17 protein-coding genes are annotated in these 23,855 nt (G+C 47.4%); all 17 read left to right on the plus strand.

Annotation, left to right across the window (positions count from 1 at the left end):
* The first annotated feature begins 10 nt into the window (after window positions 1-10).
* The 17 genes from K7H94_RS06915 (at window position 11) to K7H94_RS06995 (ending at window position 23,818) form a co-directional block, all read left to right on the plus strand.
* A complete protein-coding gene (locus tag K7H94_RS06915; RefSeq protein ID WP_021509330.1) occupies window positions 11-1,045 on the plus strand; it encodes a glycosyltransferase in 1,035 nt (344 codons plus the stop codon).
* 69 nt (window positions 1,046-1,114) lie between these two features.
* A complete protein-coding gene (locus K7H94_RS06920) occupies window positions 1,115-3,325 on the plus strand; it encodes a phage tailspike protein (RefSeq protein WP_031280062.1) in 2,211 nt (736 codons plus the stop codon).
* A 309-nt stretch (window positions 3,326-3,634) separates the two neighbouring features.
* Window positions 3,635-4,897 carry a colanic acid biosynthesis pyruvyl transferase WcaK gene (wcaK, locus tag K7H94_RS06925; protein ID WP_159378509.1) on the plus strand — a complete coding sequence of 421 codons (1,263 nt, stop codon included), beginning with the start codon at window positions 3,635-3,637 and terminating at the stop codon, window positions 4,895-4,897.
* 3 nt (window positions 4,898-4,900) lie between these two features.
* The gene (locus tag K7H94_RS06930) at window positions 4,901-6,124 is read left to right on the plus strand and encodes a glycosyltransferase (RefSeq protein ID WP_222951852.1); all 1,224 of its coding nucleotides are present in this window, start codon (window positions 4,901-4,903) and stop codon (window positions 6,122-6,124) included.
* Complete coding sequence (locus K7H94_RS06935; protein WP_021509334.1) at window positions 6,121-7,461, plus strand: MOP flippase family protein; 1,341 nt, start codon at window positions 6,121-6,123, stop codon at window positions 7,459-7,461. Before K7H94_RS06930 ends, K7H94_RS06935 begins: the two co-directional genes overlap by 4 nt.
* Window positions 7,462-7,601: 140 nt before the next feature.
* Complete coding sequence (locus K7H94_RS06940; RefSeq protein WP_222951853.1) at window positions 7,602-7,814, plus strand: hypothetical protein; 213 nt, start codon at window positions 7,602-7,604, stop codon at window positions 7,812-7,814.
* Between the two features lie 90 nt (window positions 7,815-7,904).
* The gene (gene galF, locus K7H94_RS06945) at window positions 7,905-8,801 is read left to right on the plus strand and encodes a UTP--glucose-1-phosphate uridylyltransferase GalF (protein ID WP_021509335.1); all 897 of its coding nucleotides are present in this window, start codon (window positions 7,905-7,907) and stop codon (window positions 8,799-8,801) included.
* A 45-nt stretch (window positions 8,802-8,846) separates the two neighbouring features.
* Window positions 8,847-9,860, plus strand: coding sequence for a UDP-glucose 4-epimerase GalE (galE, locus tag K7H94_RS06950; protein ID WP_222951854.1), 1,014 nt, complete (start codon window positions 8,847-8,849; stop codon window positions 9,858-9,860).
* Window positions 9,861-10,379: 519 nt separating this feature from the next.
* Window positions 10,380-11,795: a mannose-1-phosphate guanylyltransferase/mannose-6-phosphate isomerase gene (locus tag K7H94_RS06955; protein ID WP_222951855.1), complete on the plus strand. Its 1,416-nt coding sequence runs from the start codon at window positions 10,380-10,382 to the stop codon at window positions 11,793-11,795.
* A gap of 14 nt (window positions 11,796-11,809) precedes the next feature.
* Entirely contained in the window at window positions 11,810-13,192 is a 1,383-nt protein-coding gene (gene cpsG, locus K7H94_RS06960; RefSeq protein ID WP_222951856.1) for a phosphomannomutase CpsG, read from the plus strand.
* Window positions 13,189-13,983: an ABC transporter permease gene (locus K7H94_RS06965; protein WP_058775755.1), complete on the plus strand. Its 795-nt coding sequence runs from the start codon at window positions 13,189-13,191 to the stop codon at window positions 13,981-13,983. Before cpsG ends, K7H94_RS06965 begins: the two co-directional genes overlap by 4 nt.
* Entirely contained in the window at window positions 13,983-15,269 is a 1,287-nt protein-coding gene (locus K7H94_RS06970; protein WP_222951857.1) for an ABC transporter ATP-binding protein, read from the plus strand. The genes K7H94_RS06965 and K7H94_RS06970 overlap by 1 nt, the downstream gene beginning before the upstream one ends.
* A gap of 55 nt (window positions 15,270-15,324) precedes the next feature.
* Window positions 15,325-17,076 carry a GT99 family glycosyltransferase N-terminal domain-containing protein gene (locus K7H94_RS06975; RefSeq protein ID WP_222951858.1) on the plus strand — a complete coding sequence of 584 codons (1,752 nt, stop codon included), beginning with the start codon at window positions 15,325-15,327 and terminating at the stop codon, window positions 17,074-17,076.
* Window positions 17,076-20,804, plus strand: a complete 3,729-nt coding sequence (locus tag K7H94_RS06980; protein WP_222951859.1) for a glycosyltransferase — start codon at window positions 17,076-17,078, stop codon at window positions 20,802-20,804. Before K7H94_RS06975 ends, K7H94_RS06980 begins: the two co-directional genes overlap by 1 nt.
* A 14-nt stretch (window positions 20,805-20,818) precedes the next feature.
* A complete protein-coding gene (gene gmd / locus K7H94_RS06985; protein WP_222951860.1) occupies window positions 20,819-21,853 on the plus strand; it encodes a GDP-mannose 4,6-dehydratase in 1,035 nt (344 codons plus the stop codon).
* Window position 21,854: 1 nt separating this feature from the next.
* On the plus strand, window positions 21,855-22,757 hold the full coding sequence (locus K7H94_RS06990) for a GDP-mannose 4,6-dehydratase (RefSeq protein ID WP_222951861.1): 903 nt from the start codon (window positions 21,855-21,857) through the stop codon (window positions 22,755-22,757).
* Window positions 22,733-23,818 (plus strand): glycosyltransferase family 4 protein, encoded by a 1,086-nt coding sequence (locus K7H94_RS06995; protein ID WP_338047733.1) that lies wholly within the window; start codon window positions 22,733-22,735, stop codon window positions 23,816-23,818. Before K7H94_RS06990 ends, K7H94_RS06995 begins: the two co-directional genes overlap by 25 nt.
* The last annotated feature ends 37 nt before the right edge of the window (window positions 23,819-23,855 follow it).

Raw genomic sequence — 23,855 nt, forward strand, 5'->3', positions numbered from 1 at the left:
AAAGTATCAGATGAAAAAGATTGTTTTGGTTATTAAGGATGCCTACTCCTACGCAGGCACGGAGAATATCTGCAACTTCATGTCGGAGTGCCTCGGTGAAGAGCATGCCGTTACCATTTACTCGCTGGAAGGGCACGGCAAAACCTTTTACCCGTTTGAGCGGGTGAAAGAGATTGTCAGCTTCGAAGGCCACAGCAACCCGATTAAAAGTGCCGTGGCGCGCATCCATCAGGAGGGCTTCGACAGCGTATTCCTGATTAGTATGGGGCGCCTGAGCGTGATGTTTGCCTTCTGGAACCTGATGGCAATGAAGAAAAAAACCTTCAAAGCCTACGCCTGCGAGCACATCGCTATTAACTCCTTCAGCAAGCCGATCAAACTGCTGAAGTGGCTGCTGCTGCGCTACTACGACCAGGTGATCGTGCTGACTGACAAAGACCATCAGGTCTTCACCCGCTGGCATATCCCCAGCCAGCAAATTCCTAATCCGGTGGTGTACAAATCCTGGCAGCGCGAGACGCGCAGCCGTCAGGCGCTGGCGGTAGGCCGCCTCGATAACCAGAAGGGCTTTGACCTGCTGCTGGATATCTGGGCCGACTTCAGCAAAAAACACCCGGAGTGGAAGCTGGTGATCGCCGGTGACGGCGAACTGCGCCAGCAGCTGCACGATCAGGCCGCGGCGCTGGGCATCACCGGCAGCGTTAACTTTGTCGGCAAAGTCAGCAATATCAATGATTACTACCGCGACAGCGACATGGCGCTGATGACGTCACGTTATGAAGGGCTGCCGCTGGTACTGCTGGAAGCCAAATCCTGGTCGCTGCCGGTGGTGGCCTATGACTGTCCGACCGGACCGCAGGAGATCATCAACCACGGCGAAGATGGCTTCCTGGTGCCAATGAACGACAAAGCCACTTTCCTGGCGCGCATGGAGCAGCTGGCCAGCGACGATCGCCTGTTCTTTGCCATGAGCGAAAAGACCAAAGAGACGGCGCTGAAGTTTGACGGTAATCAGATCAAACAGAGCTGGCTGGCGCTGGTGTAACCACTTTTATCGTGCCTCGGGGATACCTTTTCGGCCGCCATGCGGCCCCATGACCACGGGATTGTTAGCATGAAAAGAAGAGAAGTCTTGCAAACTGCAGCCTCCTCCATTGTTGCCGCGCTGTCGGTGAGCGCGTTTTCCAGTTACGCCGCCAAAAGTGGTCAGCCGGCGCTGAAAGCGGTTGATGCCTCCAGCGTCCCGCCGGGCGATGTGCCGATTCTGACGCCGGAAAACGTCTATACCATGCCACCGCAGTTCTGGCAGAACTTTGAGGGCAAACTGTGGATTGGCGCAGCAGGCAAAGATGCCAGCCAGGCCGGCAACCAGATTCCGGTGTATCTGCGCGACGCCAGCGGTAAGGTTTCCCAGGTGAGCCAGCCAATTGCGCTCAATAAAGGCAACTTTGCCCAGTTTATTCACGATAATGCCGCGTTAATCGCCAATCCCGCGCACTCGATGGTGGTGGAAGATAACCAGGGCAATACGCTGTTTTCCATCAGCGATGTGTCGCGCCCGAACGCCAGCAACTTCAGCCAGCGCCTGGCGCAGCCGAACGGCTATCAGCTGATCGGCGAAATCCCGTCGGTGGAAGAGCTGCGTAAAACCCGACCGCTGTTTGCCGGAGCGAAAATCAAGCTGAAAAGCTGGCACGAAGGGCTGGAAGTGGGCGGCGGCGAGTTCGTCGGCGTGTATGGCGAAGGCGAAGATGATGGCGGCGTGATTTTCAGCGGCAACGGATTCTACTGGCGCCGCGTGGTGGAAGATTTCAACCGTCTGACGCTGTTTGACTTCGGCGCCATCGCCGATGGCAAAACCGATACGGCACCGGCGATCAAAGCCATGTATCAGTGGTCGCTCAAGGCTAACCAGCAGATCTGCGTGCAGTTCCCGGCAGGCACCTTCTTCGTGACCGGCTGTGACTTTGGCGATCAGCAGCAGCGCTTCTTCCGCATTTCCGGTGCGATGGTTAACTTCGGCTATTTCCCGGCGACCACGCTGGTATCTGACGGTCGTTCCGAATTCCTGTTCCAGGTGAATGCGCGCTGGACCGAAATCTCCAACCTGATCTTCAACGGTCAGAACGACAAGCGGCCAAACAAACAGGGGCTGTTCCGCAACACCTGTCCGGGCGGCCAGTTCTTCCGCGGCGCCTGCCTGCGCTTCAACCGCGTCGGCGGCACCTCAATCAGCCTGCTGGATACGCTGGACTGCAAAATCGACCAGTGGTACGCCGACACCTGTACCGGTGACGTGATCAAAGCCAGCTGGTCCGGACAGAAGCAGGGTGCGTGGGACCACAGTACGGCGATTGAGCTGTCAAACTTCAACGCCCAGCGCTGTACCGGCGGCATGGTGCTCAACCTGCCGCGCTGCAGCCAGTCGATCATTCATAACGGCTGGATTGAGCACAGTGAGCACCCCGGCGATATCTCGAACGGCCAGTGGATCATTGATGCGCTGAGCCTGGAAGATTGCAAAAACCCGCTGAACGCGCGCAATTCCCGCCTCAACATGCGCCAGACCAATCTGCAGTCTGGCAGCTGGATCGATAACTCGCTGGAAGGCGAGCGCTGGCTGAATATCTGGGAGATGGGCTCAACGCGGGTGGAGTCTTACGGCGTGGCCATCGACGGCAGCCTGAAATACAACTACATCACGTCGCGTTTCCGTCTGACCAACAACACCAATCAGGCCACCTGGTTCGAGCTGGGTAATTTTTACTCGCCAACCGTGGGTGACAGCTGGGAGATCGAGCTGTTTGGTCAGTCGCAGTTCAGCAACGGCAGCGACAAACAGCCGCTGCTCGACGTGATGGGCGGTAAACAGACCGGCGGTCGCGCGGTGATTCATCTGCAGCGCAAAACCAGCAAGGCGGAAGCCAGCTGGTCTGCGGAAGGCAGTTCGCCGGTGCTGGAGGTGCGCGTCGATGCGCGCAGCGATACCGATAGCAAAGTGTTCGTCAAACTGGCGGGCTGGACGCCGACGGCGGTGGTGCTGATTAAGAGCACCGCCAAAGACCGGTTCCTCACCGGCCGCTGTGCGCGCGTTGACGCCACCATGGCGCAGGGCAGTCCGACCAGCGGCAGCCAGCCGGCCCCGCAGCGGTTTAGCCTGCACAACGGTAAAGCCGGCATCGGCGGCAACGAGCAGGGCGATTTGCTGCTGGCGTCGCGCGCGCTGAAGCCCGAAGAGGTAGATACGCGCCAGCCGAAGGGGTTTGTTTCAGTGGTGATCAACGGCGAGCAGGTGGCGCTGCCGTATTTTGCGCTGAAGTCGTGAGGATTTAACGCAGATAACGGTGCAATTTATCGCGGAGGCCACAACGGCACCGAGCGAGGACGGGCAAAGCGCAATAAATTGCGCCGCTACGGTTTGTGCAGAGGAGATTTCTGCACTGACCCTTTGCACCGTCTGTAGCGGCGCGATTTATCGCGCATGTAACACCTGTCGCAGGTATCAATTACGTCACAACAGGCAGTCGTTAATTTCGGGCCGCTGGCCCATTAGCAGTTTTTTCTTACAGAGTTCACTTAGCCAGTATGGAACTGGCGGCTTGTAAAAAATTACAAAAATTTATCTGGAGTTTTTATGAAGATTTTATTGGTGGGTAACCATACCTGTGGAAATCGTGGGGATGGCGCGATTTTACGTGGACTGATTGATTCATTGCAGGCCGCGCGTGGGGATCTGGATATCGATGTCATCAGCCGCTATCCAACCAGCTCCGGATATTTACTGCAGCAGCATATCCAGCAGGATTCGCTGTTTCTGCACAACAGTAAGGCGCCAAAAGGGCTGGTCAGCAGCCTGAAGCGCAAAGTCGCCAACCGTCTGATGCCGGACATCATGATGGCGCACCTTGGCAAAGGTGGCGTGTATAAATCCTTCTCGGTGCCGCCGCATCTGGCGGAGTTCACCCGCAGCCTGGCGAAATATGACGCCATCATTCAGGTCGGCGGCTCGTTCTTTGTCGATCTGTACGGCGTCACCCAGTTTGATCACGCGCTGTGCGCGCTGATGGCGAAGAAGCCGCTGCACATGATCGGTCACTCGGTGGGCCCGTTCGAAAACCCGCGCGTCAATGCGCTGGCAAACTTTGTTTTTGACCGCGTCGACAGCCTGGTGCTGCGCGAAGAGGTCAGCCTCGATCGCCTGAAGCAGGATGGCGTGACCACCAGCCGGGTGAAGAAGGGTGTGGACACCGCGTTCCTGGTGCAGGCGCGTGAGGTGGATAATCCGAGCCACAACCTGCTGCACTGGCAGAACATCATTCAGTCGCGCAAAACCATCGCTATCACCGTGCGTGAGCTGGCACCGTTCGACAAACGTCTTGGCGTTACGCAGAAAGAGTATGAAGCCGCGTTTGGCCGGGTGATCAACGCCATGATCGCCGAAGGTTATCAGGTGGTGGCGTTCTCCACCTGTACCGGCATCGACAGCTATGCCAAAGATGACCGTATGGTGGCGCTGACGCTGCGCGACCACGTTGAGCAACCGGAGCACTACCATGTGATCATGGACGAGTTCAACGACCTGGAACTCGGCATCCTGCTCAGCCACTGCCATCTCACCATCGGCACGCGCCTGCACTCGGCAATCATCTCCATGAACTTCGGCACGCCAGCCGTGGCCATCAACTACGAGCACAAATCGCTCGGCGTGATGAACCAGCTGGGTCTGCCGCAGATGGCCACCGACGTGCAGAGCCTGATGGACGGCTCGCTGATCGACAAAGTGCAGACGGTGCTGGCGGACTACGACAACGTGAAGCAAAAAGTGAACACCGCGGTGGCGCAGGAGCGTGAAATCGGCAACCGCATCACCGAAGAAATTCTCAACGTCCTGGGGTAAGTGATGAAGCTAACCTTTTTCACCATGCGTTTTCCGGTTGCCTCTGAGACGTTTGTCCTCAATCAGGTGACGCATTTCATCGATGCCGGCTATGACGTCGAGATCATCTCGGTGTTTCCGGGCGACATGATCAACCGTCATGCCGCGTTCGATGAGTACAATCTGGCGGCGAAAACCCACTATCTGCTGCCGGAAGAGAAGGTATCAAACCTCGACAAACTGACCCAGCGCATCGGACTGATGCTGCCGAAAATCGCCAAGCCGGCGCTGCTGAAGTCGCTTAACGTTGGCCGCTACGGTGCGCAGGCAAAAAAACTGCTGCTGCCAGCCATTGTCGCCAATGCCCGGCAGACCTTTACCGCCGATGTGTTCCTGGTGCACTTCGGCTATGCCGGTGCGCTGGCGAATAAACTGCGCGAGCTGGGGGTACTGAAGGGCAAGCAGGCGACGGTGTTCCACGGCGCTGACATCTCGCGTCGCCACATTCTTGAAGAGCACAAACAGGATTACATCAACCTGTTCAGACAGAGCGAACTGATGCTGCCGATCAGCCATCTGTGGGAGAACAAGCTGATTGAGATGGGCTGTCCGCGCGAGAAAGTGCACGTCACGCGTATGGGCATCGAGCCGGAGAAGTTTAATTTCCAGCCACGCGACGCGTTCCACAAACCGCTGCGCATCGTTTCGGTGGCGCGCCTGACCGAGAAAAAAGGGCTGGACGTGGCGGTCAAAGCCAGTGAAATCCTGCGCGATAACGGCGGTCAGTTCCAGTTCACCATCATTGGTAACGGCGAGCAGGACGGCATGATGCGCGAGCACATCACGCGTGCTGGCCTGGAAGACATGGTAACCATGCCGGGCTTCAAGCCGCAGGAGGAGATTCGTCAGGCGCTGAGCGAGGCCGACATCTTCCTGCTGCCGTCGAAAACCGCCGCCGATGGCGATATGGAAGGCATTCCGGTGGCGCTGATGGAAGCGATGGCGGTTGGTTTACCGGTGGTGTCCACCTATCACAGCGGCATCCCGGAGCTGATTCAGAATAACGTCAGCGGCTGGCTGGTATCGGAAAATGATGCCGACGAGCTGGCGGACACGCTGCTGCGCCTGTCGCGCGGCGACGTTGACGTTGCACCGGTGGTGGCCGCAGCGCGCCATAAAGTGGAAACCGAGTTCAATCAGCACATCGCTTACGGTGAGCTGGCGAAAATTCTGGAGCGCATGGTGTGAGTGGATTAAAAAAACAGGCGGTGTGGCTGTTTGGCAGCACCTGCTTTGCCGCGCTGCTGCAGGTGCTGCAGCTGGCGGTGCTGGCGCGTAAGCTGGAAGCGCACGAGCTGGGTTTGCTGGCGATCATCAACGCCATTCTGGCGGTGGCTACCGTGCTGCAGGACATGGGCATGAGCAGCTACATCGTGCATCGTCAGGAGATTACACGTCGTGAGCAGAGCACCATTTACTGGGTTAACGTTTCGCTGAGCTTCTGTACCGGTCTGATCATGCTGGCCATCGCCTGGCCGGTGGCGTGGTTCTACCATCTGCCGGAGCTGACGGCGCTGATTATGCTTACCAGTCTCAACTTCCTCGTGCTTGGTCACTTGTCGCAGTATCAGGCGCACTATGTGAAAACCAAACGCATGGTGACGCTGGCGAAGATTGAGATGGGCACCAAGCTGTTTGCTTTCCTGTGTACGGTGGCGATGCTCTATTTCACCTCGCTGACGGTAGCGGCGGCGATTCTCGGACTGTTCATCAACGCCTTCACGCGCATTCTCTGCATGATCTACTTTGGCGAGAAGTCGTGGCGGCCAACCTGGGAGTTCGACGGCAAAACCTTTGTCAGCGCGGTGCGTTACGGTATCTATCAGTTGGGTTCGCAGACCATTAACCAGCTGCGCACTCAGGCCGATGCGCTGATCGTCGGTAAAGTGATGGGTGCCGAAATGCTGGGGATTTACTCACTGGCGAAAGAGCTGATTCTGCAGCCGCTGAAGCTGGTGTCGCCGGTGATTAACCGCCTGGCGCTGCCGCGCTTCGCTGAGAAGCAGCACGATCCCGAGCAGCTGAAAAAACTGTTCCTCAAGGGCACTTTCGTCATCATGCTGTTCAGCAGTGCGATGTACCTGGCGATTGGTATTCTCTCTCCGGTGATTGTGCGTGTGCTGTATGGCGCCTCGCACGAGCAGGTGTATCACCTGATCCCGCTGATGCTGCTGTTCGGTATGCTGCGCCCGATGGGCGGCCTGACCGGCGCGATCTCCCAGGCGAACGGACGCACCAACGTCGAGTTCTACTGGAATATCGTCGCCAGCCTGGTGGTGGTAGTGGTGCTGGCCACTACGTGGATCTGGCCGAACGTGATTTACGTGGCGCTGACGCTGTCGATTTCACAGGTGCTGATCTCCGCCTTCGCGCATCCGTTCTTCATCAAACCGGTGATTGGCATCCGCTTTATGCCCTATGCGCGCCAGTGGGTGTCGGTGTCGGTGGTGTTTGTCGGCCTGATGCTGCTGGTGAATCATTTCAACCTGTTCGTAATGCCCGAGTGGTTTGAGGGCTGGCTGTAAGCGGTGATGACGGGGGCGGTCGTCGGCAACGGCGACCGCCCGGCATCATCAGATGTGATCGGTGAGTGACGTGCAGCTGCCGGTGCGCATCAAATGCGCACCCTACAAAAACCTGCAGTGATCCCGTAGGGGCGCCATTCATGGCGACCTTTCAAAAATACGCTTCCATCTTCGCCCCAATGATGTTTCCGCAACGCCGGTCTGAACGCTCAACAATCACTGGCCTCACCGGTCATCGCTCATCACTCTGCCTTCCACTGTTTTTCAGCCATTTAGCCGCTTTTTTTTCCCGCCTCATCGCTGACTGGCAGATGGACTTTTTGACGATTTTTTATGTGTTGACAGAGAGTTAGTGCCGGTTTTTCAGATAAAGATTATACTTGCTCAACCGGCCGATCCTGCATAATCGACCCCACGTATTCACTTCATAAAATGGAATAAATATGACCAAGCTTAAAGCAGTAATCCCGGTTGCGGGTCTCGGTATGCATATGCTCCCTGCGACTAAAGCCATTCCGAAAGAGATGCTGCCTATCGTCGATAAACCAATGATTCAGTACATTGTCGACGAGTGCGTGGCGGCGGGCATCAAGGAGATTGTGCTGGTCACCCATGCTTCCAAAAATGCAGTGGAAAACCACTTCGATACCACCTACGAGCTGGAAGCGCTGCTTGAAGCGCGCGTGAAACGCCAGCTGCTGAGCGAAGTGCAGTCAATCTGTCCGCCGGGCGTGACTATCATGAACGTGCGTCAGGCGAACCCGCTGGGTCTTGGCCACTCAGTACTGTGTGCCCGTCCGATGATTGGCGACAACCCATTTGTGGTGGTACTGCCAGACGTGCTGCTGGATGACTCCACCGCTGACCACCTGCGCTACAACCTTGCCGCGATGGTGGCACGCTTCGAAGAGACCGGCCGCAGCCAGGTTCTGGCGAAACACATGCCGGGCGAAGACCTGTCTGAATATGGCGTGCTGACCACCGAGCAGCCGCTGGATAACCCGGGCGATATCAGCACCATCACCAACTTCGTGGAAAAACCTGAGCATCCGTCCGAGCTGAACTCAGACCTGACCGCCGTGGGCCGTTACGTGCTTTCTGCGGATATCTGGGGTGAACTTGAGCGCACGGAGCCAGGTGCCTGGGGCCGTATCCAGCTGACCGATGCCATCGCCTCTCTTAGCCAGAAAAAACCGGTTGATGCTCAGCTGCTGACCGGCACCAGCTTCGACTGCGGCCGTAAACTCGGCTACATGCAGGCCTTCGTCTCTTACGGTCTGCGCAACAACACCCAGGGCCGCGATTTCCGCGAAGCAATCCAAAAAATCCTGGCAAAATAATCTCTTTCCCCGCCGCGCAGGTTGCGCGGTTTTAAAGGAGTACACATGGCTATTTTGGTAACGGGCGGAGCAGGGTACATCGGCTCCCATACGGTGCTGGCGCTGTTAGAGCGCGGCGACGACGTTGTAGTCCTGGATAACCTTTGCAATGCCTCGCGCGAAGCAATCAATCGCGTTGAGAAGCTGGCCAGTAAGAAAGCGGTATTCGTTGAAGGCGACATCCGCGATCGCGCCTGCCTGCGCGATCTGTTTGCCAGCAATGACATCTCGGCCGTCATCCACTTCGCCGCGCTGAAAGCGGTGGGCGAATCCACGCGCATGCCGCTGGAATATTACGAGAACAATGTCGCCGGGACCGTGGTGCTGCTGGAAGAGATGCGCGCCGCCGGCGTGTGGAACTTCATCTTCAGCTCATCCGCCACCGTATATGGCGCTGACGCACCGGTTCCGTACGTCGAAACGACGCCGATTGGTGGCACCACCAGTCCGTACGGCACCTCCAAGCTGATGATTGAGTTCGTGATGCGCGACTTCGCCAAAGCCGAGCCGAACTTCAAAGCCATCGCGCTGCGCTACTTCAACCCGGTCGGCGCGCACGAATCCGGTGAGATTGGCGAAGACCCAACCGGTATTCCGAACAACCTGCTGCCGTACATTGCGCAGGTGGCGATTGGGCGTCTGGACAAGCTGGGCGTGTTTGGCGATGACTACGCGACGCCAGATGGCACCTGCCAGCGCGACTACATTCACGTCGTCGACCTGGCGGAAGGGCACCTGAAAGCGCTGGATCACCTGCCAAAAGTTGAAGGCTACAAAGCTTACAACCTCGGCGGCGGCAAAGGCTTCTCGGTGCTGGAGATGATCAAGGCGTTTGAGCAGGCGTCCGGTAAACAGATTCCGTTCGAGTTCAAACCGCGCCGCGACGGCGATCTGCCCGCGTTCTGGGCGGATGCCAGCCTGGCCAACAAAGAGCTCGACTGGCGCGTCACGCGCGGTATTGATGCGATGATGCGCGATACGTGGAACTGGCAGTCGAAGAACCCGAATGGCTTTAAGTGATTAAGCAGGTAATGAGTAAAAACCCGGCATATGCCGGGTTTTTTTATGGGCAAATAATTTACTTTGGTGTTTTTTTGTTCAGGCATTCATTTGCGGGATGCAGAAAAATCCTAATCAGCGCCAGACCAATGCATCATGTTCACAACTCATCATATTGATTTAGTGAAACCCCGCTGCAGCCTTTCATTCTGCGAATCGCCAGCTATATTCTTTCCGACTCAGTAGCTTGCCGTTAACCGCAACGATGAAAAGAAATTAAGATTCGCCGCGCCGGCATCAGACAATAACCATGTTAATTCGGCAGCACAAAATGTATTATTTGCGATGGTCTCAGACAAAGCGGTTGATGCTGCAATATTGACCATAATTAGCCGAGACGGAAAGCACAGGATTGACTTGTTACACAGCATATTGGTTGCTGCAAGCCAAGGGCGGTAGCGTGGCTATTTTTTGTTTTGCTGAAAAATTGTCCCGCTGGAAATGATAGAGCAGTCTAAAAGACACATTAGAGGTTGTGGAATGTTACTTCCCGTAATCATGGCCGGAGGAACCGGCAGTCGTTTGTGGCCCCTTTCACGTGAATTGTATCCAAAACAGTTCATCAGCTTGCACGGACAGCACTCGATGCTGCAGGAGACTGTCAACCGCCTGACCGGTGTCGAAGCGCGAGCTCCGCTGGTCATCTGCAACGAAGAGCACCGTTTCCTCGTCGCTGAACAGCTTCGTCAGATCAACAAACTTTCCCATAACATCATCCTTGAACCGGTTGGTCGCAACACGGCGCCGGCGATTGCTCTGGCAGCGATTAACGCGATTGAGCAAGGCGATGATCCGGTACTGTTAGTGTTAGCCGCCGACCATGTCATTGAGAACCGCGCGGCATTCCACCAGGCCATCACCACCGCAACGAAATATGCCAAGCAGGGGCATCTGGTCACCTTCGGCATCGTGCCCACCGGACCTGAAACCGGTTACGGCTATATTCATCGCGGTGAGCAGCTGGCGGGTGATGAACATGCGCCGTTTAGCGTGCAGCGTTTTGTGGAAAAGCCTAACCTGAAAACGGCTCAGGATTATCTGGCTTCCGGTGAATATTACTGGAACAGCGGGATGTTTATGTTCCGCGCTAAACGTTATCTGCAGGAACTGGAAAAATTCCGTCCTGATATTCTGGATGCCTGCCGCCGTGCCATGGCGAATGTGGCAGAAGGTAACGACTTTATCAGCATTGATAAAGACGATTTCATTGCCTGCCCGGATGAGTCCGTTGATTATGCCGTGATGGAGCAAACGGACGCTGCCGTCGTGGTGCCGCTGGATGCAGGCTGGAGCGATGTCGGATCCTGGTCCGCGCTGTGGGAAGTGAATGAAAAAGATGCAGCCGGTAACTCGCTGAAAGGCGATACCTTCCTGCACAACACTAAAAATTGCTATATCAACAGCGAAGATCAGTTAGTGGCAGCTATCGGCGTGGAAAATCTGGTGATTGTTAACACCAAAGATGCCGTGCTGGTGGCGCGCAAAGATCAGGTTCAGGACGTCAAACGCGTGGTGGAGTTCCTGAAGAGCGAATGCCGTACGGAATATCGTCGTCATCGTGAAACTTACTGGCCATGGGGACGCTGCGATCTGGTGGTCAATACCGGCCGTTTTAATGTAAATCGTATCACCGTTAAATCGGGTGAACGTTTCGAATTACAGATGCATTATCACCGAACTGAACACTGGGTGATCTTATCCGGCACTGCCAAAGTGACTATTCAGGATAAAACCTTATTGCTGACGGAAAACCAATCGACCTTTATTCCTATTGGCCATCAGCACACGTTAGAAAATCCAGGCAAGATTCCGTTAGAGCTGCTGGAAATTCAGTCAGGCTCCTATCTGGGCGATGACGATTTAATTCTGATTAAAGAACAATTTGCAAGTAAGTAAGGACAGACGAGATCATGGCAGCATTGACCTGTTTTAAAGCTTATGACATTCGCGGTGAGCTTGGCGCGGAATTAAATGAAGAAATTGCATATCGTATTGGTCGCGCTTATGGCGAATTTTTAAAGCCGGAAACGATTGTTGTGGGCGGCGATGTTCGGCTGACCAGCGAAAGCCTGAAAATGGCCCTGGCCAATGGTTTAATGGATGCGGGTACCAATGTACTTGATATCGGCTTAAGCGGCACGGAAGAGATTTATTTCGCCACTTTCCATTTAGGCATTGATGGTGGCATCGAAGTGACGGCAAGCCATAATCCGATGAACTATAACGGCATGAAGCTGGTGCGTGAAGGTTCCCGTCCGATCAGTGGCGATACAGGCTTACGTGATGTTCAGCGTCTGGCTGAAGCTAACGATTTTGCGCCGGTCGATGCAGCTAAGCGTGGCAGCTATAAACAGATCTCGGTATTGGATGCCTATGTCGATCACCTGATGGGCTACATTGATCTGGCAAATTTCACCAAACCCATGACGCTGGTCATCAACTCGGGTAATGGCGCTGCCGGTCACGTTATCGATGAGATCGAAAAGCGCTTCCAGCTGGCGAATGCACCGGTCACCTTCATTAAAGTTCATCATGAAGCGAATGGTCATTTCCCTAACGGTATTCCCAATCCCTTACTGCCAGAGTGCCGGAAAGATACCTCTGACGCGGTGAACGCGAACAAAGCCGACATGGGCATCGCATTTGATGGCGACTTTGATCGCTGCTTCCTGTTTGATGAGAACGCAGAGTTCATCGAAGGGTATTACATTGTTGGCCTGCTGGCCGAAGCGTTCCTCAAGAAAGAGCCTGGCGCGAAGATCATTCACGATCCCCGTTTGACCTGGAACACCATCGACGTCGTCACTAAAGCGGGTGGCATACCTGTTATGTCTAAAACAGGTCACGCGTTTATTAAAGAGCGCATGCGTGAAGAAGATGCGGTGTACGGCGGCGAAATGAGCGCACACCATTACTTCCGTGATTTTGCCTATTGCGATAGCGGAATGATTCCGTGGCTGCTGGTAGCAGAGTTGCTGGCGGTGAAAGGAATGACGCTGTCTGAACTGGTTTCGGAACGTATGAAAGCGTTTCCTTGCAGTGGAGAAATTAATTCCAGGGTTGTTGATGCACTTAAAAAAATTCAAATCATCAAAGACCGCTATGCTACCACAGAGTGCATATTAGATACGACTGATGGCATAAGCGTTGATTTCTCAGATTGGCGTTTCAATATAAGAACTTCGAATACCGAGCCATTAGTCAGGTTAAATGTCGAAGCAAAAAATGACTTGACGCTAGTGAATGAAAAAACATCAGATATTCTGGCCTTGCTCAATGGAGTTAAGAAGTGAAAGATATACTCTTAGCGATATTCAAATATCGTGGTTTTATATGGAGTAGTGTGAAAAGAGACTTTCAGTCCCGCTACCAGATGAGCATACTCGGCGCAGCGTGGTTGGTGTTACAACCCCTGGCGATGATTACTGTATACACGGTGATTTTTTCACAACTGATGCAGGCGAGGTTACCTCAGTCAACAGGGCCTTTTGCGTATAGCATTTATTTATGCTCAGGTATTCTTACCTGGGGGCTTTTTGCTGAAATACTTTCAAGAATGCAAGTTGTATTCATTGAAAATGCGAATCTAATCAAGAAAGTTACTTTTCCGCGAATCTGTTTACCAGTGATAATTATATTATCCTGTATTCTGAATTTCTTAATCATTTTTTTCTTATTCTTGTTTTTTCTCTCCTTAACAGGAAATTTCCCGGGCTGGAATTTTTTCTATGTTATTCCTGTGCTAATTGTTCAGATTTTGCTAGCCAGTGGTCTGGGGATTACGCTCGGAGTTTTAAATGTTTTCTTCCGTGATGTCGGACAGTTTGTCACAGTACTGTTGCAATTCTGGTTTTGGTTTACGCCCGTAGTTTATGTCTATACAACGCTCCCTGTCTGGGCTCAGGGATGGTTAAGTTATAATCCAATGACATCTGTCATCAATGGCTATCATGAGATCTTTGTGCACAACTCAATACCAGATTTTTTTGCCATGAAATGGACAATAGGGATTGCTGTTATTTTTTGTGGGCTAGGTCTTTATCTCTTCCGTAAACATGCGGCAGATATGGTGGATGAATTATAATGTATAGCATCAAAGTTGAAAATGTATCCAAAAGCTATAAGCAATATCCGAGAAAGATTGATAGGTTATTAGAATGGATCTTGCCAGGCAAAAAAAAACGTTATCATGAAAAGCGAGTGTTGAATGATATTTCATTTGAGATTAAAAAAGGTGAGGCTGTAGGTATTATCGGTGTCAATGGTGCCGGGAAAAGTACGCTATTAAAAATTATCACGGGTACAACGGCTGCGACCTCAGGACAGGTTAAATTCCAGGGCCGCATTGCTGCATTACTTGAGCTTGGTATGGGTTTTCACCCTGATTTTACAGGGAGACAAAACGCAATTATTGCTGGTCAGCTTTTGGGTATTACTGAAGAAGACATGGACGAAGTCATTCGGGATGTCGAAAGCTTTGCAGGTATAGGCGAGTATTTTGATTCTCCTGTACGAACCTATTCAAGCGGAATGCAAGCACGAGTAGCATTTTCAGTCGCAACAGCGGTCAAAGCGGACATATTAATTGTCGACGAAGCGTTAAGCGTAGGCGATTTAGCATTTCAGGCAAAATGTATGCAGCGAATGAACAAGATGTTAGAAGATAACGTCACCATCTTGTTTGTGAGTCATGCGCTTTTCCAGGTTAGACAATTTTGTTCACGCGCGGTTTATATCGCAGATGGCGAACTAAAAGCATTTGGAGCAGCGGCAAAAGTTTGTGATCTCTATCAAAACTCACTTGTTGAAAATAAAATTTCAATTAAAGAGCAAGAGGAAACAGGATTAATAGTAAATAATAATCTTGATCCTGATATTTCGGTCAATCCTACACTTCGCCAAAATTCTCTTCAGGAAAACGCAGGAAATCTCGACCTGGAATTCCTCGATTTCAAAATGTTAAATAACGAAGGCAAAGAAGTTGCCACTCTTTACGCAAAAGACAAAGTGACTGTGCAAGCTGTCATACGCTGCAATAGAGATGTTCCTGTCGGGGCCTGTGTAGGTATGCTGATTGGGGACAAAAATGGATTTCCAGTTCTCAGTATGAATTCTAACTACTATGATACACGACTTGACAGCCTTAAAGGAGGCGAGCATGTGATTATTAGTTGGGATTTTGTTATACCGTTTTTTATGGGAGAATACCGAGTCGATATTGGTATTAAGCCCGAGCCATATTCATCAGATTTTTACGATAGAATATTTTGTGTTAAAGTTTTTACTGTTAATACCCCAGTTGAGCTTCTGAAGGAAAACTTTGGTGGCATGCTTCATATTCCAGCAGAAATGAAAGTGATAAAAAAATAATAAAGAAACGAAAATTATGTTGCTGGGTTTTGATCATACGAGGTGAAAGTTAGTGATGGCGAGTAAGAAATCCAAGTACCTGTTCTTTTGGCTTCCCTATGATGTCAAATATTCATATGAGACATTCCTGACTGCTTTTTATCTGAGCGTTAAAAGATTTCCTGGTAATGATGCAATACATATTGGGCATGAGCAGCTCTTTAAGGATGTACCCTCCCATATTCCAGAGGACTGGCTTGCTGGTTTCAACTCTTCTTTGCCAGATAACGAAGAACTGAGAAATTTAAATAAAATTATCTGGAGCAGTGAAGTATTTGCAGAGTTAGAAGATAAGTTGCAATCAAAGAATTTAGTTTGGGAGCATATTCTAACTAAAGAATATGAGCCATTAGTAGACATGTTTGACGCTGAAATAGTGCGTATTAAAAAAGAAAATGATATCAAGGCAATAATCTTATGGTCGAATTGTCCTTCTGTTAAAAAAGTTGCCAGTGTCCATCAAATCCCAGTAATCCACAATGAACTTGGGCCACTAAGAGAACCGACTTATTTGCCTACCTGCTATTTTGACTTCAGCGGCGTCAATGGTAATACTGAAGCAGCAAATCGTTTTGAAAGATATGAAGGAAAAGGCGATAATTTCGCTCATTTCGGACGCTTGGCGTTGCTAAGTTTGTTTTTGAAAGTCGTTAAGCCGATCCGTAAGTTTGATGAGTTTGATATTGGACTGCCTCTGCAAGTTGAAGATGATTCTAATATAATTGCTTACAGTAATGGTTTTGATAATTCTGAACTTATTAATTACGCGAAGAGTAAATCAAACAGTGTCCTGGTTCGTAAACATCCTTACGGCCGCGTTGATTACAAAGACATTGAAAGTGGATCTGAAAAATTATCTCCACAGGAATTTATTGCTCTCTGCAAAGAAGTGCTTACAATAAATTCGAGTGTTGGTTTTGAAGCGTTATTATGGGGAAAGCCAGGAAAAGTATTGGGTGATTCTCCATTTTCATATATTGATTATGAGAGTAAGAATTACATGAGCGCGCTTCGATTTGCCCTTCTTAATTACCTGACACCTTTTGATTTTCTTTTTAATATAGAATACTACGACTGGCGTATTACTATGCCAGATGAAAACAGTATTGCTGAAAAACATTTATTCCATTATCTCAATCAAAAGCATGGCTGGAACAGAGAAAATATTGATTTCAATAAAATACCTGTCGAGCTAGAGAAAATTCTTTTTAGAAATTTGAATTTACAATTTGTTGAAAGTGAGAAAAATTTAACAGTTAAAGTGGATGCTTTAAAGAAAGAGTTAACTCAATATAAAAATAAAGAATTTATTAAAATTAAAAAGTTAGAGACGGAGTTAGCGAAATATAAAGATGATGTAAATAATATGCATGATAAGGTTAAATCGTTATCAAATGAGTTGTTACATCATCAAAACACACTGCAAAATGTTTATGCAAGCAAATCCTGGCGACTGACACAACCATTGAGGTTATTAAATAGTATAAGATTCAAAAAGGAATCATCACTTCCCTTAAAGCGAAGAGTTATTTTTCTTGTTATGTCTTTGGCACGAAAAGTACTTTCTAACTATCAGTCTAGAAAAATAGTTATTTATATTGCTAAAAGAACTGGATTATATGGGAAATTAAAATCAATTTATTTGATGAATACGAGGCCAGTTACTCATTCAATTGTTGATGTATCGAACCAAAGTGATCAATCCAGAGATACGATAACAAATACAAAAAAAATCAAAATGCTCAAAAATCTGCGAGGAAATGATTAATGCGCATTGCAATTGATATTCAAGGATTACAGTCGGAAAGCCGTTTCAGAGGTATTGGCCGCTATACTCGCGCAATAATTAAGTCTCTGATCAGTCTTTCTTTTATTAAGAAATATGAAGTTATACTAATAGGTAATGGCGCATTCCCAGTAAAGGAAATACTTAATGAGTTCGCTCCGATCGTTGGCCGGCGCGCTATCAAGTTCTGGTATCCACCAGGAGATTGTGCATTTGAGCAGCCAATAAATCATCACAACAATAAAAATGCTAAAATAGTTCGTGAAGCATTTTTCAAAAGCTTAAAACCCGATGTTATTTATGTTCCAGCTATGTTCGAGGGTTATCAGGATAACAGTGTCTTAAGTGTCAATGAATTTGATAAAGAAACTCCGGTTGTTACAACGCTTTACGATCTGATACCACTACATAATCCTGAGCAATATCTGGATCCTAATCCTAACTATAAAAAGTTTTATCTCGAGAAAATTTCTTACCTACAGGCATGCAAAAAATTATTGGCCATTTCTGACTTTTCTATGAAAGAGGGGCAGGAATATTTTAAAGATAAAGCTAATGATATAATTAATGTTTCTACTGCATGTGACGACATTTTCAGAGTTGTATCATTAAATGACGAAGAAGTTAATCAATTAAAGGTAAAATTCAAAATAACGAAACCTTTTATTATGTATTCAGGTGGGGCAGATGAAAGAAAAAATCTTCCGGCATTAATTAAGGCCCTAAGTGAACTTCCTGGTACATTGCGTGAAACTTACGATTTCGTTTTAGCTGGAAAGTTATCACAGTTTGATATTGATAACCTAAATCATTATGCACGAAAATATAAATTAGAACATATGTCTATGGTCATGACCGGCTATGTTTCTGATGAAGAACTTGTTCGACTTTACAACATGTGTAGCCTTTTTGTTTTTCCTAGCTGGCATGAGGGGTTCGGCTTACCGGCTTTGGAAGCTTTAGCTTGTGGAGCTGTCGTCATTGGCGCTGACAATACAAGTTTACCAGAGGTTATAGGCATAGAAGAGGCATTATTTGATCCTTATAGTGTGGCTGATATTAGAGAAAAAATCACTCACGTTTTAACAAATCAGGCTCTTTACAGAACTTTGAAGGAAAAGGGTTTAGTAAGAGCTCAGGTCTTTTCGTGGAAGAATTCTGCGGAAGTAGCACTTGCAGCTATAGAAGAAGTTGTTCGTAAGAGGCCAAAATGTTCGCCTATTAATGCGGATACGCCCAGAAAAAAATTAGCATTTTTTACGCCTCTTAGCCCGGCCCGATCGGGAATTTCTCTCTATAGTGAAGAGTTACTTCCTGCATTATCTAAATTCTATGATATTGATGTAGTAATCGATGAGAATCAATCAGACATTAACGAGAATTCATTATACTCTGTCATTAAGGTAAATGAATTTTTGAATGCTGCAGAATGCTATGAGCGCATTATTTATCAAATGGGTAATTCTGTGTTTCATGATTATATGCATGAAATACTTGAGATTTATCCCGGTATTGTTTGTTTGCATGATTTTTATCTAAGTAACTATTTTCGCTATAAAGAAACACTTGCTGGAAATGAACGCCATTGGAGCGACCAATTACTATCTTCCCATGGATATAAGTCAATTATCCATAGAGCAGAAGTCTGTGATGATGATAGAATAATGTATCATTATCCATCTAATTTTAATGTGCTGAGTAATGCTATAGCAATAATAGTACATTCTGATTATTCAAGGAAACTGGCTAAACAATGGTATTATAATAGCCGAGTGCTGGACTGGGAGCGTATTCCTCTACTGCGTGCAACTCCTCATCCATTAGATAAGAATCAAGTTCGAAATGAATTAAATATTTCAGACAACACCATACTTATTTGCTCTTTTGGTATGCTTGATAGCTCTAAGCTTAACCATATGCTTATTGAAGCATTGGGTGCCTTACCTAAAAAATCAAAAGATAAAATCAAGATGGTTTTTGTTGGCGAACTTGGTGGTGATTATAAAATCACAATTGAGTCTTTGATTAAAACTCATCAACTTGAAGATGTAATAGAAGTTACAGGTTGGGCATCTGATGCGCTTTATCGTCAATACCTGGCAGCGGCAGATATTGGTGTTCAGCTGCGCTGTCTGTCACGTGGAGAAACCTCCGCTGCAGTATTAGATTGTATGAATTACGGTCTTGCGACTATTGTCAATGCAAATGGTTCAATGGCTGAACTTCCTGACGATAAAGTTATTAAGCTTGGTGATGATTTTTTGATCAGTGATTTAATAGAGTCAATTGATAAACTATGCAATGATAAAGAATATAGAAGTGCTTTAGGCAAAGATGCACATCTATATGTTGCATCGGAACATAGTCCGGAAGTGTGTGCCGAATCCTGTTTTAATCACATTGAAGCAGCTTATAATAAAATAAATGTTACTGTTAACGATGTTATCAAGAAGCTTGAGATTAATAATGATGAAGTTAAACGCTATGCTAACTTAATAGCTAATAACTTCCCACGACTAAAATCAACCAGAAAGATATTCTTTGACGTCTCTCTTATAAAAGATTCTGATTTATGGACAGGTATAGAGCGTGTGACGCGGGCTTTACTAATTGAAATGATAAAGCTTTCCAATAATCATTTCAGTGTCGTACCTGTATATTTAAGCAAAGAGTTGGACGGATATATCTTGCGTGAAGCTAATGGTTTTATGCAGAAACTTTATCCTGGAATAGCCTCTTATGTCGAAGGCGACAGGTGTGTGGATTTACATGAGGATGATATTTATTTTTCATCTGAACTGGCTTGTGATTTAGTTATAGATGTAAAGAAAAACGGATTTTATGAACATTTGTTAAAGAAGAGTGTCAATATTACGTTCATGATTCATGATATTCTGCCTGTTACGAAAAAAGATTTCTTCCCACCGGGGGCTAATGAAAATTTTTCAACGTGGCTCAACATTGTGATTGAATACTCTGATAAAATTATTTGTGTAACTGACGCGGTAGTTAATGAAGTAAATAAATATATCAATAATAATAATCTAAGTAACCCACGATTGCAGATGGGATATTCTCATCATGGTGCAGATATTTTGTCCACTATTCCTTCAGCTGGGACTAACTCACATGACCTTGACAAGGTCAGTGCAATTAAACAGAATCTTTCCTTTTTGATGGTGGGAACAGTTGAGCCGCGTAAAGGGCATTTACAGGCTATTGCTGCTTTTGATCGGCTTTGGGCGTCTGGTAATGAGTCTAATCTGGTCATTGTAGGTAAAGAAGGATGGAAGGGGTTGCCTGATAATGCGAGGCGTACCATCCCGGAAATTGTACATACGATTAAAAATCATCCGCTCCTGGGAAAAAAACTTTTCTGGTTCGATAATGCCAGCGATGAACTCTTGAGCGAACTTTACGCAAACGCAGATTGTTTGCTCTATCCATCTGAGGATGAAGGATTTGGACTACCGTTAATTGAGGCCTCACAGCATAATAAGCCTTTGATAGCGCGTGATATTCCGGTGCTTCGTGAGGTGGCTGGTGAGGGCGCTTATTATTTCAAATCCAATCGGCCAGAAGCATTGTCTCATGCCGTTGAAGAGTGGATCGAACTCTTTAAAAAAAATGCCCATCCTGATTCAGCTAACATAAGCTGGTTAACTTGGGCGCAAAGCGCAGAAAATCTTGTTAAAAAACTCTTTGATTAAAAGGTTATCTATAAATGAAAAGTGCGGTTATCACAGGTATTACTTGTCAGGATGGAGCATACCTGGCAGAACTTTTATTGAATAAAGGCTATAGAGTTTATGGCACATACCGTCGTACAAGTTCTGTTAACTTTTGGCGCATTGAAGAGTTAGGTATTAAAAACCATCCACAACTCACACTTGTTGAATATGATTTGACAGATCTATCCTCTAGCATTCGTTTACTGCAGGAAAGTCAGGCAATTGAAGTTTACAACCTTGCAGCACAAAGCTTCGTAGGCGTCTCATTTGACCAACCCTTGACTACAGCGGAAATTACTGGGATTGGCCCAGTTAATTTATTAGAAGCAATACGTATTGTTAATCCCAAAATTCGTTTTTACCAAGCTTCAACTTCTGAAATGTTTGGCAAGGTTCAGGCGATTCCACAGAAAGAAGATACACCATTTTATCCGCGCAGCCCATATGGCGTGGCTAAGTTGTATGCGCACTGGATGACGATTAACTACCGTGAAAGCTATAACATTTTTGCTTCAAGCGGAATTTTGTTTAACCATGAATCCCCGCTGCGTGGTCAGGAATTTGTTACTCGCAAAATCACTGATTCAGTGGCAAAAATCAAACTTGGTAAGCTTGATGTACTTGAACTGGGCAACCTTGATGCGAAACGCGACTGGGGCTTTGCTAAAGAGTATGTAGAAGGAATGTGGTTGATGCTTCAGGCAGATGAACCGGATACCTTTGTACTTGCTACCAACCGAACAGAAACTGTACGTGACTTCGTATCAATGGCATTTAAAGCTGCTGGTATTGAGTTACGTTTCGAAGGTAAAGACGAACAGGAAGTGGCAATTGACGTAGCAACAAATAAAGTTGTTGTGAAAGTGAATCCGAAATTCTACCGTCCAGCCGAAGTTGAATTACTGATCGGTAATCCTCAGCGTGCTAAAGATATTCTTGGATGGCAACCTAAAACAACCCTTGAAGAGTTATGCGCTATGATGGTTAAAGAAGATCTTCGCCGTAACGAACAAGGATTCTCTTTCTAATATGACTAATGGCAAAAAAGCATTGATCACCGGGATCAAGGGCTTTACTGGCCATTATATGGCAGCGGAACTTTCCGCTGCTGGATATGATGTTTATGGCCTGGGTTCAGCTTGCTCGGATAATATCGATAACTATTTTCAGGTAGATCTCACAGATAATATTCAAGTTAAAAACGCAGTAGATTGTATAAGTCCCGATGTAGTCGTTCATCTGGCAGCAATTGCTTTTGTTGGTCACTCAAATCCGAACGCATTCTATGATGTCAATCTTTCCGGCACGCGCAACTTGCTATGTGCGTTAACAGAAACAAAGAAAAAGCCTGAAGCCGTATTAGTGGCCAGTAGCGCAAACGTTTATGGAAATAATATTGCTGGTAAGCTCGATGAATCAACGCTTCCGAATCCTGCCAATGATTATGCCGTTAGCAAACTTGCTATGGAATACATGGCTAATCTGTTTAAAGATAAATTGCCATTAATTATTACTCGTCCTTTTAACTATACGGGAGTAGGGCAAGCTGAGAATTTTTTAATTCCTAAAATTGTCAAACATTTCCGCGAACGCAAAAGCGTTATTGAACTTGGTAATATAGATGTATGGCGTGACTTCTCAGATGTACGAGATTTAGTTAAATGCTATGCTGAATTACTGAAGTGTAAAGCTTTTGGGAAAGTGGTCAATGTTGCTACTGGAAAGATGCACTCACTTAGAGATGTTATTAGCCTTTGTGAAGACATTACCGGTCACTCCATAACTGTTGAGGTTAATCCTGGTTTTGTTAGACCAAATGAAATCAAAGAGTTGTGCGGTGATATTTCGTTGCTGAATCGTCTGATTGGTCATGAAATGCAAAAAGTACCACTTAGGGAAACTCTGAAATGGATGCTGGAAATAAAAAGCTAGAGGTTGTTTTCTCGACTGATTGCATAAAATACCCTTTAACGGGTATTGGGCGTTATGCTTTTGAACTGGCGAAACAACTCCAGCAACGGGAAGATAAACTATCGCTTACTTTTTTGCATGGAACAAGAATAAGAGATTCATTGGCGGTTGCAGGTGAATCTTCGCAATCCGTTCAGTCGCTAAAACGAGAATTACAAAAAAGCAAAATAGTTAGTGAAGTGTATCGCCTTGTTTTTCCTCATCTAAAGACCCGGGCACTTAAAAAATTCCAAGAACACATTTACCATAGTCCTAATTATTATCTTCCTCCGCGTGTTAAAAATTGTGTTGCGACTTTTCACGATCTGTCAGTATTTCATTGGCCACAGTTCCATCCTGCTGGGAGAGTACATCTCTTGCAAAAAGAACTGCGTAATACTGTAAAGCGTGCTTCGGTATTGATAACGGATTCATATTTTACAAAAAATGAAGTAATGGAATTTTTTTCGTTGGATGAAAAGAAAATCTTAGTTGCACCACTGGCGTGTAATCATCAATTTCATTCGCGCACTCAAGAAGATGTTCACGCAGTATTGGATAAGTATGATCTAAAATGGCGTCGCTTCTTTCTTTACACTGGTACAATCGAACCCAGAAAGAATATTTTAACGCTTCTTCGTGCATATGATCGCTTATCATCACAAGAGAAGAACAATTTCCCACTCGTTATTAGCGGATATAAAGGCTGGGAAAATGAAGAGCTCTTTCGTCTTTTTGACAAAGGCGAGCGGGAAGGGTGGTTGAAATATTTAGGCTTTGTATCAAGTAACGATTTACCTATGCTCTATAGTGCTGCTAACTGTTTTCTCTTCCCTTCGATTTATGAAGGGTTTGGATTACCAGTACTGGAGGCTATGTCATCTGGTACTCCCGTTATTTGTTCAAATGCAACTTCATTACCTGAAGTTGTTGGAGACGCCGCGCTAATGCATGAACCGGAAGACATAGAATTGCTAACGCATTATCTAAAAATAATGATTAATGATGAGAAGTTAAAACAGGAAATGATCCGGGGGTCTTAGTCAGGCCCGAAATTATTCGTGGTCATTATGTGCCGAT

The organism is Pantoea dispersa (assembly GCF_019890955.1).
Classification (GTDB): domain Bacteria; phylum Pseudomonadota; class Gammaproteobacteria; order Enterobacterales; family Enterobacteriaceae; genus Pantoea; species Pantoea dispersa.